This is a genomic window from Planktothrix pseudagardhii (assembly GCF_904830925.1).
In the GTDB taxonomy this organism is placed as follows: Bacteria; Cyanobacteriota; Cyanobacteriia; order Cyanobacteriales; family Microcoleaceae; genus Planktothrix; species Planktothrix tepida.
This window is the reverse complement of sequence record NZ_LR882967.1, coordinates 1,271,051-1,285,410: the sequence shown is the minus strand read 5'-3', so window position 1 is coordinate 1,285,410 and position 14,360 is coordinate 1,271,051. Positions and strand designations below refer to the sequence as shown.

The window sequence follows — 14,360 nt, the reverse complement described above, 5'->3', positions numbered from 1 at the left end:
CTTTTGGAGAAGCCGGCACAGGAGTGCTAGAGATTCCAAAAGTAGCGATAGAGGGCATTTGGAGATTTTCGGAGATGTCTAATAGATAACTGTCCTTCATTTAAAAGCTGATGTAATAAACACTCTAGCTCATCAACTGATTTAAAGAGTCGATGAGCTATATATTCTTTAGCTGAATGCCAGACTAATTCAATTAAATTATAATCTGGACTATATGCTGGAAGAAATTCTAAATAGACATTCGGCATTTCTGCTTTAATTTTTTCTAGGTACTCTTCTTTTTTGTGAAAACTTGCATTGTCAAGAATAATCAGGATCTTAGCTCCTTTTTCTACAAATTCTTCTGCTTGATTTCCCGCTAATACCCATTCATAAATTAGCTCTTGATAAAAACTTTTTAACACTTGATAAAAATTATCTGCATTTCCTTTATCCAGAAATTCTACAAATCTTTTTTTATCCGAGTACCTCAATCCTCCCATCACATTAACTCTTCCTTTCCTCCTGTCTCCTCTAATCTGTTTCCTCTTCCCTTTTTTACACCAATTCTTTCTTTTTATCACTCTTAAATTAAATCCACTTTCATCCCAAAACCATACCTGTAATTGTTCTGGACTTTCTTTTGCTATTTTCAAATATTCTTCTATTTTATCTTTAAATAATTTTCTTTTTTCTGGATCTCTTTTCTCTTCTAAGCTATACTTTGCCCACAAATAAACATACTTTTTTTCCTTTAATATCTTTCTCACTTGTGAACTACTTAATTTGATTCCTGTGATTTGTTCTAAATAAGTTGCCAATCTTTCTCCTGTCCATCTCCCAAATTCATATCCTAATTCTTCCGGTTCTTTTTCTACTGTTTCTAATAATATCTCTATATATTTGTCTGTGGCTTTTCTATAATTTCCTTTCATTCTTTCATCTTTTAGGCTTTCTAATTTGTCAGGGTCTCCATGTACACACCAATAACATACTTTGTTTAATGAGCAGCCCAAAAACTTGGCAATTTCACTTTGCTTTTTACCATCATTTAGCAATAATAAAATCAAGATTCTTTCTCGGATTTGTCCATTTTCTTCCTCTTTCAATCTTTTCTGTAGTTTCTCTACTTGCTTTTCATTTAAATGATTTTTAGCAGGCATCTTTTGATTGATTTTTCTAAACTTGGTTTTTCATTATACCCTATTTAGATGCTTAACAGCTTAATCCTCCAGTAATTAAATAAGACGAGTCTTCCCAACTGCTTTTAGAACGATCCGAGTTGGTTAGTTCTAGAGGAGGAGTAATAATAATTTTACCAATATGTTTCGCTTGCTGCATGAACCGAAACCCCTCGATTATCTGTTCTGCGGAGAAAGCTTGATAAGGTAACGGTTGAAGTTGAGACACAGCAAATTGATGGATTAATTGAGAAAATAAGGATTGAATTAAACTCGGATTTTGCTGAATAATCTCGATTAAATCAACAATAAAATAAGAAATATTCGGTTTGAAATCAGCAACTTGTTCTGGTTGCCAAATATTTTGTTTTCCAATTTCTATAAAACGACCGTTTTCTTTAAGGATTGAAAGGCTTTTAGGAATAAAATCTCCCGTTAGGGAATTTAAGACAATATCAACGCCTTCACCTTCTGTTAGCGTGAGAATTTGTTCCGCAAAGTCTAATGTTCGGGAGTTCATAATATACTTAACTCCCATAGATTCTAGCAGTGACCATTTACTCGGAGATGCAGTCGCAAAGACTTCTGCACCTGCTTTTTGAGCAATTTGAACCGCCGCTAACCCCACGCCTCCAGTTGCAGCATGAATGAGAATGCGATCGCCTTTGGTAATATTTGCTAAAGAATATAAAGTATAGAAAGCGGTTAGAAATGCACCGGGTATTGTTGCGGCTTCTACAACAGATAAAAATTCAGGTTTGAGGACAAATAATTCAGCATTAATTGTAATATATTGGTTAAAGCTTCCAGGTGCGATCGCTATCACTTGATCACCGATTTTAAAGTGGTTTACTCCATCCCCAATTGCGATAATTTCTCCCGCACATTCTAACCCTAAATCTCCCGCTTCCCCTGGATATAAATCTAAAGCATTTAAAACATCTCTAAAATTTAATCCGGTTGCTTGCACTTTGATTTCCACTTCCCCAAAACTGGGTTGACGGCGAGAAATGGGTTGCCATTTTAAATGTTCTAAGGTTCCTCGTTGCGTAATTTGTAGTTGTAGTGACGTTTGAGGAGATGAATGCTGCTGAGATTTTTTAATCAGTCGAGGAAGCCAGCGATCACCCTTTCTAAACGCAATTTGATCTTCAGAATTTTCTGTTATAATTTCTGTGAATAACTGTTCCGCCTCATCCGCTTGGGGAGAGACATCTAAATCAATTAACCGACACCGAAATTCAGGATGTTCTAAAGCGATGATTTTTCCCAGTCCCCAAAGAGTTGATTGAAGAATTGCGGGTTCTTGAATGATACTATTATTAATGGCTTGTGTTCCTCTAGTGACGATAAAAAGTTGAGGCGGTTCTGACCCTTGTTGAGATGCTAAACTTTGAATTAAATTAAGAATAATTTCCCATTCCGGTTGAGAGGAACTTTCAAGACACCCTAAATAAATCACACCTTGTAAGGGAAAATGCGATCGCCTAAAATTAAATAACGTCTCAAAATCAATCGATTCTGTTAAATCAACTAACTGACAAGTTTGGTTGTGGGACGTTAACAATATTTCTAACGATTTTGCAAGCGTTGAAGGTTGAGTTAAAATTAACCAATTCCCTGCTTTTGTCGTTAAATTAGAAAGAGTTGCAGAGACAGATTGATTTTGTTTTTGCCACTTAATTTCATATAACCAATTTTGCCAATTTTCTAACGGTTGTTGAGGCATTTCTACACCGAGAAGTGTTTGGGAAGTCACTTTTTTAGACGTTAACCCTTTGACTTCCATTACTAAATCACCTGCGGTGTTAAAGAGTTGAACATCAGCAACTAAGGAATTTGAACGTAACCTGACATAACTCCAGACGCAGGTTTGAGGACGTTGATAAATTGTTAACTGTTCAAGCGCGACGGGTAAATACAGATCCGATAAATTAGAATTTGGTAAAATCGTTACTAATACTTGAAAACATCCATCTAATAAAATTGGATGAATGTGATAATTATCAGTGTCCAAACCATCAGGTAATTCTATCCTACCTAACGCTTGTTCTTCCCCAACCCATAATTGTTTTAAAACTTGAAAAGTCTCGCCATATTCTAATCCTTGTTGTTGACAGTTTTGATAATGTTCCTGGGGGTCTTTTTGTTTTAAAAGAGTTATATAGAATTCAAGATTAATCGATTCTAAATTTTGAGGTGGAGAGGGGAAAGTAATTTTTCCTGAACAATTTAAGCTCCAATCCTCTTCTTGATTTGAAGATTGGCTATAAATTTTAAATGAAGATTCTGTTGGATTTTTTTCTAAAATAACTTGAATTGTTGTTTCGATTTCGGTTGGGGTTGGGCAGGGAGACCCTGCCCCTACGGTGTTGAGGAGGTTTTCTGTTAAGAATAATGCTTTTTCAAAGGTAATAGTTTCTAAGCATAGATTTTGATGATTAAAAAGTTTGATTCCTGCGGATAAGGCAATTTCTAAATAAGCCGTTGCTGGTAAAACCGCTTGTTGATAAACTCGATGATCCTTCAGAAATGTAGGATTATTTGGACTAAGTTGGGATTGAAATAAGATTTGCTTTAAAGGGGAAGATAGTTTTTCTCCGAGTAAAGGATGAATCAATCGAGAGGGTTTAATTAAACGTTGTTGGATGACTTCTTTGGGAGGATCAATCCAATATCGTTTCCGTTCAAAGGGATATAACGGTAAACTGACTTTATGATAAGAATAATCTTGATTAAATTTTTTCCAATCAATCACCACACCCTGAATATAAAGTTGACTCAAACTCTTTAAAATTTCTTGCCAATCTGTTCCTTCTGACCATAAGCTAGGACAGCAAATTACCTCCTGATTAGAGTAGGAAAAACGCGCAATTGCTGATAAAATCGGTTTAGCACCGCATTCAATTAGAACATTGTAACCTGCTTGTTTTAAGGTTTCCAAACCCGCAGCAAATTGAACTGTTTCTAAGAGATGGCGACACCAATAGTTAGGTGTGGTAATTTCTTCATGAATGATTTCTCCGGTTAAATTAGAAATCAAGCTCATATTAGGACGGGAAAAGTTAACTTGGCTTAAAATTTGCTTGAATTCATTAACAATCGGTTCCATTAAGGGAGAATGAAACCCATGAGAAACTGTTAAATACTGAGTTTTAATCTTATTTTGGTTACAAATTTCTACAATAGAGTTAACGGCGGATTCAGTACCGGAAATCACGATATTTTCCAAATGGTTAATAACAGCGATCGCCACTTTACCCCCATGGGATTCAATTAATGATTCAACGGTTTTTTGATCGGCAAAAATAGCGAGCATTTTCCCAGGAGGTAATTGTTGCATCAGTCGTCCCCTCGCCACCATTAATTTTAACCCATCTTCTAAACTAAAAACCCCCACCACACAAGCCGCAACATATTCTCCAAGACTATGACCTAAAACGGCTTCTGGTGTAATTCCCCAAGATTTCCACAAGGTAAATAACGCATATTCAATCGCAAATAAAGCGGGTTGGGTGTAGGCGGTTTCGTTGAGGGGAGAAGGTTGATTTTGTTGAGGATAAAGAACAGAAAGCAACGGTTTTTCTAACTCAGATCGAAGAATTTGATTGCAATCATCTAAAGTTTGGCGGAAGGTGGGTTGGGTTTCATAGAGTTGACGACCCATATTAATATATTGAGAACCTTGTCCGGTGAATAAAAAAGCGATTTTGTTCCGGGAATGGCTGATTTTTCCGTGAACCCAGTTGGGATTTGCTTGATGATTTTGAATAGCGGTTAATTGCTGCTGTAAGTTCTCAATAGAATCGGTAAGAATGGCTAATCGATGGTTAAAATGCGATCGCCCGATTTGAGTCGTAAAAGCAATATTTTCTAATGATAGCTGAGGATGATTATTCAAAAAATTAAGATAACGATTAACTAACGCCTTTAAAGCAGTTTCTGTTTTAGCAGAAAGGGTTAAAAGAAAATGAGAAGGTTTAATTTGATCCGCTATTAACGGTTCTGGTGCTTCTTCTAAAATTACGTGAACATTGGTTCCTCCCACCCCCAAAGAATTGACTCCTGCACGACGGGGGCTGTCGGTTCTCACCCAGTCTTTTAAATCCGTATTAACATAAAAAGGACTATTCTTAAAATCAATTTTTGGATTCGGGTTTCGGAAGTGCAAACTGGGGAGTAATTGTTGATGATTCAACGCTAAAACTGTTTTGATAAACCCAACAATTCCCGATGCAATTTGTAAATGTCCGATATTCGTTTTAACTGAACCAATGGCGCAGAAATTCTTGTGATCGGTTGTCATTTCAAACGCCTGACTTAAGCCGCCAATTTCAATCGGATCACCTAAAATTGTTCCGGTTCCGTGCGCTTCGATATAATTAATTGTATCTGCTGTAATATTAGCGATCGCCATTGCTTCCGCCGCCACTCTCGCTTGTCCTTCTCCATTGGGTGCTAAATATCCGACTTTTGTGGCGCCATCATTTCCCATTGCAGACCCTTTTATGACCGCATAAATTTGATCTTGATCGGCGATCGCTTCCTCTAATCTTTTTAACACAACTAACCCGACACCACTGCCGAAAATTGTACCTTTCGCCTCCGCATCAAAGGCGCGACAATGACCATCATTAGAAACGATCATTCCCTCTTGATAAAGATACCCTTGTTTTTCAGGAACTCTAACCGAAACACCCCCCGCTAATGCTAAATCGCACTCGCCATTCAATAAACTTTTACAAGCAACATGAACCGCCACTAATGACGTTGAACAAGCGGTTTGTAAATTCACACTGGGGCCTGTTAAATTTAATTTATAGGAGATACGAGTGGTTAGATAATCTTTATCATTAGCCACCATGAGTTGAAAGCCACCCATCGAATCTAAAGTCAATGTTTGTAAGGTTTCATTCGGATCAAATTGATGGCGATTGGGATATAAATTATTGAAAATATAAGTATTCATTGCCGCGCCCGCATAAATACCAATGGCACCGCTATAATTCAACGGATCATATCCAGCATCTTCTAAACTTTCCCAAGCGCATTCTAATAATAAACGCTGTTGCGGATCAATTAATTCTGCTTCTTTGGCAGTATACCCAAAAAAGTCAGCATCAAACAATTCTATATTGGATAAAATCGGACTAGCTTTAACATAATTGGGATTTTTAACTAAGTTTGGATCAACACCGGATGCGAGGATTTCTGCATCGGTAAAAAAGGAAATGGATTCAATGCCGTTTTGTAAATTTTGCCAAAATTTCTCTAAATTATCCGCCCCCGGAAATCGCCCCGCCATACCAATCACTGCAATATTAAATGGTTGCGAACCCGTCGAATGATTGCGAGTCCGATTAGAAGTCGCTTTCGGTGTGGTTTTAGAGGTGCAGAAATCCGCTAACGCTGCAATGGTTGGATAACGGAAAAAGTCAATAATGGCTAAGTCATGGCCTAATTTGTCTTGAATTTGCTGTTGAACTTGAATTAATAAGAGAGAATTTCCCCCTAACTCAAAGAAGTTTTCCGTTAATCCAATTGAAGATAAACCTAAAACAGCTTGCCAAATTAAGGTAATTTGTTCTTCAAGTTCGGTTGTGGGTAGAGTATTAACAGCAGTTGAACGTTGAAACTGTTGCAGAATCTCGTTAAATTCTCCGGCTTCAAATTGTTGGGTTAACTGTTGGCGTTGAATCTTGCCAATGGCTGTTTTAGGAATACTTGTTTTGTCTAACGGAATAATATAGTCAGGGTTTATCCCAATTTTCGTTAATAGTTTTTCTCGAATTTTCTGACTTAAACTTATAATATTATTACCGCTAATCGGATGAAAGAAAACCGCTAATTTTTCTGTGCCATTCTGATGAGTTGGGCGCACTGCACAAGCCGCCGTATAAGAAACAGCAACTTCTGGTAAAGTTTCTACGACGGCTTCAATTTCATGGCTATAATAATTTACCCCATTGATAATAATCGTATCTTTAGCCCGACCCACTAGCGTGAGTTTGCGATCGCTAATAAACCCTAAATCCCCCGTGATAAACCAACCTTCATTGGTAAATGCTTCTTGATTCGCTTCAAAATGATTATAATATCCTGGGGAAACTACATCCCCTTTTACTTGCAAATGACCGATGGTTTCTTCGGGGATGACGTTATTTTCTTCGTCAACAATTCTAATTTTTACCCCTGGAATCGGTTCCCCTAAATCAACAAACGAGTTAGAGTTAACATCCGTACTTTCTACTCGTTTAATCCTTCCACTTAAACAGGCTTTATCTAGGCAGTGAATTTTAAAAGCTTCGGATTGATTGGGGATAAAATAAGTAATTCCTGATCCTAATTCTGCCATCCCAAACGCTGGACGAATTGCCGTTGCGGGTAAGTTATACCTCACCAAATTTTGTAAAAAAGTTTTAATCGCATCAACGCTAATAATTTCACCCGCCGTTAATAAAAACTTAACGCAGGATAAATCCCAATTTTGGCGAGGATTTTTTTCTAAGTGTTGGTTAATTAAACTATAAGCAAAGTTAGGTGCCCAACTATGGGTAACTCGATATTGATTAATTAATTCAATCCAATTGAGGGGAGAAGCGAGAATATTTTCTTTAGTTGTATAAATCAGTTGACAGCCTAATAAAATTCCCCGAATATGCCAATCGCTAATACTGCCAATATGGTCAAAGGGTAGCCAATTTAAAATAATATCATTTTGGTTATGGTTATTGATAATATTTGCCCCGATTCCCCGACTAATTAAATTCCGATGGGTGAGTTGGATACATTTAGGAATTCCCGTACTCCCAGAGGAAAGGCTGAGAAATGCTACGTCATCAGGTTGGGGAGAATAATAGTTAGAATCTGGGGAAAATTGCCATAAATGTTCAATCGAAACTAACCTTAGATTCTGTCCGGCTAAGTTTTGCAGATCAGGTGCCTGAATTGGGGATGTTAAAATAGTGGGAAACTCTAAAAACTGCCAAATTAAAATCAGTTTTTCTCGAATCGGGTTAGATTCTTGATAACTGGGGGGAACTTCGAGAATAACGGGAATAAACCCACCTAAAATACAACCCCAAAACGCCGGGATTAAATCAAAATTCTGTTCAAGTTGCAGGATAATTTTATCCCCTGGTTGTAATCCTTGGCTTCTTAATCCGGCTAAAATTTTTTCAGCGAGTTCTAACAGTTGACGATAGGATTGATGGATAACTTCGCCCTGGGATTGCCAGTAAACAATTTGTTGTTTGATTGAAGTTTTAGTGGCTGTTTGTAATACTTCAATTAAAGTTTGAGGGGCGTTGAGATCTACGGAAAGAGAACCGCCATCAACAATTGCTGGATTGAGGGGGGGGAAGTATTCTTGCATGAGTTACGGAGTTGGTTTCATCCTTTCGAGATATTTTACCAAGAATAAGGTTAACTTCTCCTCTTCTTTTCCTAATTTTCAGGAAAGATGCGTTGCCATTAGATTTTTAGGATTAATAAAAGTGGAAATTGGTGTGCTTCAGCAATTAACAGGACTCCATAAACAAAAGCCTGACTCATCTAAATATTTTAATCTGACCAAACCTTCTTCTTCATAACGCTTTAACGTCTCCAAGTCTCTTTTTTTCATCGCGGTTTTTTCAGGATTCTGTTTTTTCTTTAAACTTGATTTTGTCCTTTTCCAGCGCCAGTCTTTTTTTTTAAGATTTTTCTAATTCTTTCTGCGCTTAATGCGATCGCTCTCTCTTGGAGAAGTTTTTCTGATAGTTGACGACTGTTAAGCTGTTAAGCATCTAAATAGGGTATAATGAAAAACCAAGTTTAGAAAAATCAATCAAAAGATGCCTGCTAAAAATCATTTAAATGAAAAGCAAGTAGAGAAACTACAGAAAAGATTGAAAGAGGAAGAAAATGGACAAATCCGAGAAAGAATCTTGATTTTATTATTGCTAAATGATGGTAAAAAGCAAAGTGAAATTGCCAAGTTTTTGGGCTGCTCATTAAACAAAGTATGTTATTGGTGTGTACATGGAGACCCTGACAAATTAGAAAGCCTAAAAGATGAAAGAATGAAAGGAAATTATAGAAAAGCCACAGACAAATATATAGAGATATTATTAGAAACAGTAGAAAAAGAACCGGAAGAATTAGGATATGAATTTGGGAGATGGACAGGAGAAAGATTGGCAACTTATTTAGAACAAATCACAGGAATCAAATTAAGTAGTTCACAAGTGAGAAAGATATTAAAGGAAAAAAAGTATGTTTATTTGTGGGCAAAGTATAGCTTAGAAGAGAAAAGAGATCCAGAAAAAAGAAAATTATTTAAAGATAAAATAGAAGAATATTTGAAAATAGCAAAAGAAAGTCCAGAACAATTACAGGTATGGTTTTGGGATGAAAGTGGATTTAATTTAAGAGTGATAAAAAGAAAGAATTGGTGTAAAAAAGGGAAGAGGAAACAGATTAGAGGAGACAGGAGGAAAGGAAGAGTTAATGTGATGGGAGGATTGAGGTACTCGGATAAAAAAAGATTTGTAGAATTTCTGGATAAAGGAAATGCAGATAATTTTTATCAAGTGTTAAAAAGTTTTTATCAAGAGCTAATTTATGAATGGGTATTAGCGGGAAATCAAGCAGAAGAATTTGTAGAAAAAGGAGCTAAGATCCTGATTATTCTTGACAATGCAAGTTTTCACAAAAAAGAAGAGTACCTAGAAAAAATTAAAGCAGAAATGCCGAATGTCTATTTAGAATTTCTTCCAGCATATAGTCCAGATTATAATTTAATTGAATTAGTCTGGCATTCAGCTAAAGAATATATAGCTCATCGACTCTTTAAATCAGTTGATGAGCTAGAGTGTTTATTACATCAGCTTTTAAATGAAGGACAGTTATCTATTAAATGGGGACGTAAACTTAAAAACAAAGGTAATGCTATAATCACAGTTTAAATACACAACAGCTTAGTATCGCAGCTTACCAAGTGTGTTTAGAAATTTATACCCGTGAAGCATTTCCTGAAGATTGGGCAATGACTCAAAATAATCTGGCTGTTGCCTATAAGAATAGAATCAAAGGGGAAAAAGCCGATAATATTGAAAGGGCGATAGAAGGCTATCAAGCTGCTTTAGAAATTTATACCCGTGAAGCATTTCCTGAAGATTGGGCAACCACTCAAAATAATCTGGCTGCTGCCTATTTGGATAGAATCAAAGGAGAAAAAGCTGATAATATTGAATCGGCGATCAAAGCCTGCCAAGCTGCTTTAGAAATTTTCACCCGTGAGGCATTTTCTGAACAATGGGCAGAAACTCAAAATAACCTGGCTAATGCCTATAAAGATCGAATCAAAGGGGAAAAAACTGATAATATTGAATCGGCAATCGAAGCCTGCCAAGCTGCTTTAGAAATTTTCACCCGTGAGGCATTTTCTGAACAATGGGCAACCACTCAAAATAATCTGGCTCTTGCCTATTATAGTCGAATAAAAGGGGAAAAAGCCAATAATATTGAATCGGCAATCGAAGCCTACCAAGCTGCTTTAGAAATTTTCGCCCATGAAGTATTTCCTAAACAATGGGCAACCACTCAAAATAATCTGGCTGCTGCCTATTTGGATAGAATCAAAGGAGAAAAAGCTGATAATATTGAATGGGCAATCGAAGCCTACCAAGCCACTTTAAAATTTTATACCCGTGAAGCATTTCCTCAACAATGGGCAGAAACTCAAAATAACCTGGCTGCTGCCTATAAGGATAGAATCAAAGGGGAAAAAACTGATAATATTGAACAAGCGATCACAGCCTGCCAAGCCGCTTTAGAAATTTTCACCCGTGAGGCATTTCCTCAACAATGGGCAGAAACTCAAAATAACCTGGCTAATAGCTATCAGGATCGAATCGAAGGAGAAAAAGCTGATAATATTGAATCGGCGATCACAGCCTACCAAGCTGCTTTAGAAATTTTCACCCGTGAAGCATTTCCTCAACAATGGGCAAGGACTCAAAATAATCTGGCTCTTGCCTATAAGGATCGAATCAAAGGGGAAAAAGCCGATAATATTGAACAAGCGATCACAGCCTGCCAAGCCGCTTTAGAAATTAGAACCCGTGCAGCTTTTCCTGAACAATGGGCAGACACTCAAAATAATCTGGCTATTGCCTATTCTGATAGAATCAAAGGGGAAAAAGCGGATAATATTGAACAAGCGATTAAAGGGTTTCGGTTAGCATTAGAAATTAGAACACCACAAGCGTTTCCTTTCGGTTGTTTACAGTCGGGTCGAAATTTAGGAAATACAGCGTTTAATGCGGGGTTGTGGGAGATTGCTATAAAAGGGTATGAACAGGCAATTGAAGCGGTAGAAATTAGCCGCAGTTGGGCGATGACGGATGAACGAAGACAGGAAATTATGGCGCAAGCGGTGGGAGTTTATCATAATATTGTCCAGTGTTATATTAATCTGGGTCAAGTTGATAAAGCCATTGAATATGCAGAACGTTCTCGGTCTAAACGCTTAGTGGATTTAATGGCAAGTAATGACCTTTATGCTGACGGTGAAATTCCTCCAGAAGTGCAGAAGTATTTGCAAGATTATGATCTTCTGCAACAACGGATTGATCAAGAACGGGAACGTTTACGGCGAGAATTTGATGGGAATAGAACCTTAGTAGAAAGTGTCAGTCGTCAGCACCAGCGAGAAGCAGTTGAATTCAGTAAAGATACAATTCAACAATTAGAAGAGGAAAAACAGCTACTCTGGGAACAAATTCGCAGTCATGATCGGGTGTTATCAGGACAAATTCAAGTTGTTCCTCTGGATTTTACCAAAATTCAAGCTTTAATTGAAACGCCCAAAACCGCGATTCTAAATTTCTACACCACCAACAACAAAACCCACATTTTTATCCTCTATCAAAACAAACCGCCCCAACTCCATACCTGCAATAATTTAGGTTATGCTGAATTGGTACAATTGGGGGGTTACGAGTGGTTAGTTCCCTATTCAGAATCAAGACAAGACTGGATCACAAACATGGGAGATTTCTTACAAAATCTAGCGCAAGAGTTAGATCTAAACACCTTAATTAATCGCTATCTTTCCGATATTGAAGAGTTAATTATTATCCCCCATCTGTTTTGGCATCAAATTCCCTTTGCTGCGTTACCTATTACTCTGTCTAACCCCCCCCAACCCCCCAGGGCTGTTTCATTCTCGGATCTAAAATGCGATCGCTAAACTCTAAAAGCCTTTTTCTGTAAAGAAAAGGAGAATTATTTCAACAGTTTTGATATTTTCTGTTTAAATAGGGTCTAAAACTTGCCCCAGATCAAAGGTTTAGCGATCGCAAAAAATTAGAATGAAACAGCCCTGCCCCCAACCCCAAGACGGTTTCATGCTACAAACAGATTCCTCTGTGACCTCTCCCCCAACCCCTCTCCTACAAGGAGAGGGGAGAAGAATTTTAAATAACTCCCCCTTCCCTTGCAGGGAAGGGGGTTGGGGGGTTAGGTCACAGGGGGAGTTAGGGGGGGTATCTTCCTTTAACCGACTAGAAAAACCCCAAAAGCAAACCACCCATAGCGATAATGTTCCGGTATCAACTGTTCAAGAAAATTCTAAATATTTCGGAGATAAATTCCGCTTGCGTTATGTTCCGAGTTGCCAAATCTTGAAATTCTGTCAAGATCGACCCCAACTCAATCTATCACATTATGGAACCGTTGAAAACCCTGATGGCACGCTTCCAGGTGCAAGTTATGAAGGAGAAAAAATTGCTCAACTTTATAAAATTCCCGATGACAACCGTTTAAAAGGTCGAGAACAAGGAACCGTTAAAAAATACCGCAACCTGTTAGAAAAAGTCCAGGTATTCCATTCTAGTCATCATGCGTCCTCCCGTTTAGATAATCCCTTAGAATCTCGATTAATCTTAGCCGATGGTACAATTACATTAGGGCAAATCATGACCCCCGGTTGGCGGCTTCCCCAGTTATCGGATATTTTTCTATCCTGTTGTGAAACGAATCTAGGGGTTGCTAAAGTCACCGATGATATTCTAACGTTATCAACAGGTTTCCTCTGTGCTGGGGCGCGAAATGTCGTGAGTACGTTATGGGCAGTTGATGACTTAGCAACGGCGTTATTTTCTATCTTCTATTATAAAAATCGTAAACAGGGTCATAACCGTTCAGTCTCTTTACAAATGGCTCAGGTTAAGTTAAGAGGGTTAACGAAAAAAACGTTAAAAAATCAATATTATGACGAGTTAGAAGCCCGTTTTACTCAACAGTTTAACCAAGCTAACGCCCAGAAAGAACAAGCTAAGATAGAGCGAGATCAACAATCAAAAGGAACCCCAGAATATGAACAATGCCAGAAAGAATATCAATATTGGAATCGAATTGCAACTAAAAATTTTAATGCCAAAGAAAGTTTAAAAGATTTTTGTAATCAAGAATATCCCTTTGATCATCCGGTTTATTGGGCGGGTTTCATTTGTTCAGGATTAGAATAGGGAATGGAAGCCCTGAAGGGCTTACTACTAATGATTTTTAACTTAATTTTCTCTACCTTTCTCCTCTAATAATTCCTGTAATAATGGTACAAGCGGAGGTAAATGATTTTGAATTGTGTTCCAAACTAATCTCTGATTAACTTGAAAATATTCATGAGCGATCACATTTCTCATGTCACCCATCAGTCGCCAGGGAATCTGTGACGAGCGAGATTGAATTGTGATCGGAATATTGACAGCAGCTTCACCGATAATAATAAAGTTGTAGAGAATGCCTTGTAAAATGATTTCTTCTGTTTTTTGAAAGTCAGAAAAGCTCATTTCCTCAGTCGTTTTTTGAATGCGAGCGATCGCTTCTAAAATATCTTGAATCCGCATTGACCATTCCCTAGAAGGCACGAATTGCCTCCTTGAGAACAGGTTCTCGCAAATGTTCTCTCAAAGCATCTTTTGTTCCTAAATCAATAGGAAGTCCCAAAATATCCTCTAAATAGTGTTGTACCCGAAACAAATCAAATAAACTTGCTTCTATGGAAAAATCAACTAAAAAATCTACATCACTATTTGGTTGCGCTTCATCCCGTGCAACTGAACCAAATAAATCTAAAGACTTCACACCCAAAGCTTTTAATTCTTCTGTGTGATTCGCTAAAATTGCCAGTGCTTCGTCTCTTTTCATAAGAGT

Annotated in this window: 7 protein-coding genes; 3 read left to right on the top strand and 4 right to left on the bottom strand. The window is 37.5% G+C overall.

Going from position 1 to position 14,360, the window contains the following annotated elements:
- Positions 1-26: 26 nt before the first annotated feature.
- Together NMK36_RS05540 and NMK36_RS05535 are read right to left on the bottom strand one after the other, a co-directional pair.
- Positions 27-1,142 carry an IS630 family transposase gene (locus NMK36_RS05540; protein ID WP_254173219.1) on the bottom strand — a complete coding sequence of 372 codons (1,116 nt, stop codon included), beginning with the start codon at positions 1,140-1,142 and terminating at the stop codon, positions 27-29.
- A gap of 52 nt (positions 1,143-1,194) precedes the next feature.
- Entirely contained in the window at positions 1,195-8,535 is a 7,341-nt protein-coding gene (locus tag NMK36_RS05535) for a type I polyketide synthase (RefSeq protein WP_254173218.1), read from the bottom strand.
- 460 nt (positions 8,536-8,995) lie between these two features.
- Between NMK36_RS05535 and NMK36_RS05530 the strand changes: the two genes are divergently transcribed.
- The 3 genes from NMK36_RS05530 to NMK36_RS05520 all read left to right on the top strand — a co-directional run bounded on the left by NMK36_RS05530 (position 8,996) and on the right by NMK36_RS05520 (position 13,675).
- A complete protein-coding gene (locus NMK36_RS05530) occupies positions 8,996-10,108 on the top strand; it encodes an IS630 family transposase (protein WP_254172743.1) in 1,113 nt (370 codons plus the stop codon).
- 32 nt (positions 10,109-10,140) lie between these two features.
- On the top strand, positions 10,141-12,396 hold the full coding sequence (locus NMK36_RS05525) for a tetratricopeptide repeat protein (RefSeq protein ID WP_254173217.1): 2,256 nt from the start codon (positions 10,141-10,143) through the stop codon (positions 12,394-12,396).
- A gap of 157 nt (positions 12,397-12,553) precedes the next feature.
- Positions 12,554-13,675, top strand: coding sequence for a CHAT domain-containing protein (locus tag NMK36_RS05520; protein ID WP_254173216.1), 1,122 nt, complete (start codon positions 12,554-12,556; stop codon positions 13,673-13,675).
- Between the two features lie 42 nt (positions 13,676-13,717).
- Here the strand turns inward: NMK36_RS05520 and NMK36_RS05515 are convergent, their stop codons facing one another.
- Together NMK36_RS05515 and NMK36_RS05510 are read right to left on the bottom strand one after the other, a co-directional pair.
- Complete coding sequence (locus NMK36_RS05515) at positions 13,718-14,074, bottom strand: HepT-like ribonuclease domain-containing protein (RefSeq protein ID WP_254173215.1); 357 nt, start codon at positions 14,072-14,074, stop codon at positions 13,718-13,720.
- Positions 14,064-14,354, bottom strand: coding sequence for a nucleotidyltransferase family protein (locus NMK36_RS05510; protein ID WP_254173214.1), 291 nt, complete (start codon positions 14,352-14,354; stop codon positions 14,064-14,066). Before NMK36_RS05510 ends, NMK36_RS05515 begins: the two co-directional genes overlap by 11 nt.
- Between the last annotated feature and the right edge of the window lie 6 nt (positions 14,355-14,360).

Excerpts from the sequence above, each read along its gene's own strand:
- NMK36_RS05540 (WP_254173219.1), bottom strand. The coding sequence starts at position 1,142 with ATGCCTGCTAAAAATCATTTAAATGAAAAGCAAGTAGAGAAACTACAG.
- NMK36_RS05535 (WP_254173218.1), bottom strand. The coding sequence starts at position 8,535 with ATGCAAGAATACTTCCCCCCCCTCAATCCAGCAATTGTTGATGGCGGT.
- NMK36_RS05530 (WP_254172743.1), top strand. The coding sequence starts at position 8,996 with ATGCCTGCTAAAAATCATTTAAATGAAAAGCAAGTAGAGAAACTACAG.
- NMK36_RS05520 (WP_254173216.1), top strand. The coding sequence starts at position 12,554 with ATGCTACAAACAGATTCCTCTGTGACCTCTCCCCCAACCCCTCTCCTA.
- NMK36_RS05510 (WP_254173214.1), bottom strand. The coding sequence starts at position 14,354 with ATGAAAAGAGACGAAGCACTGGCAATTTTAGCGAATCACACAGAAGAA.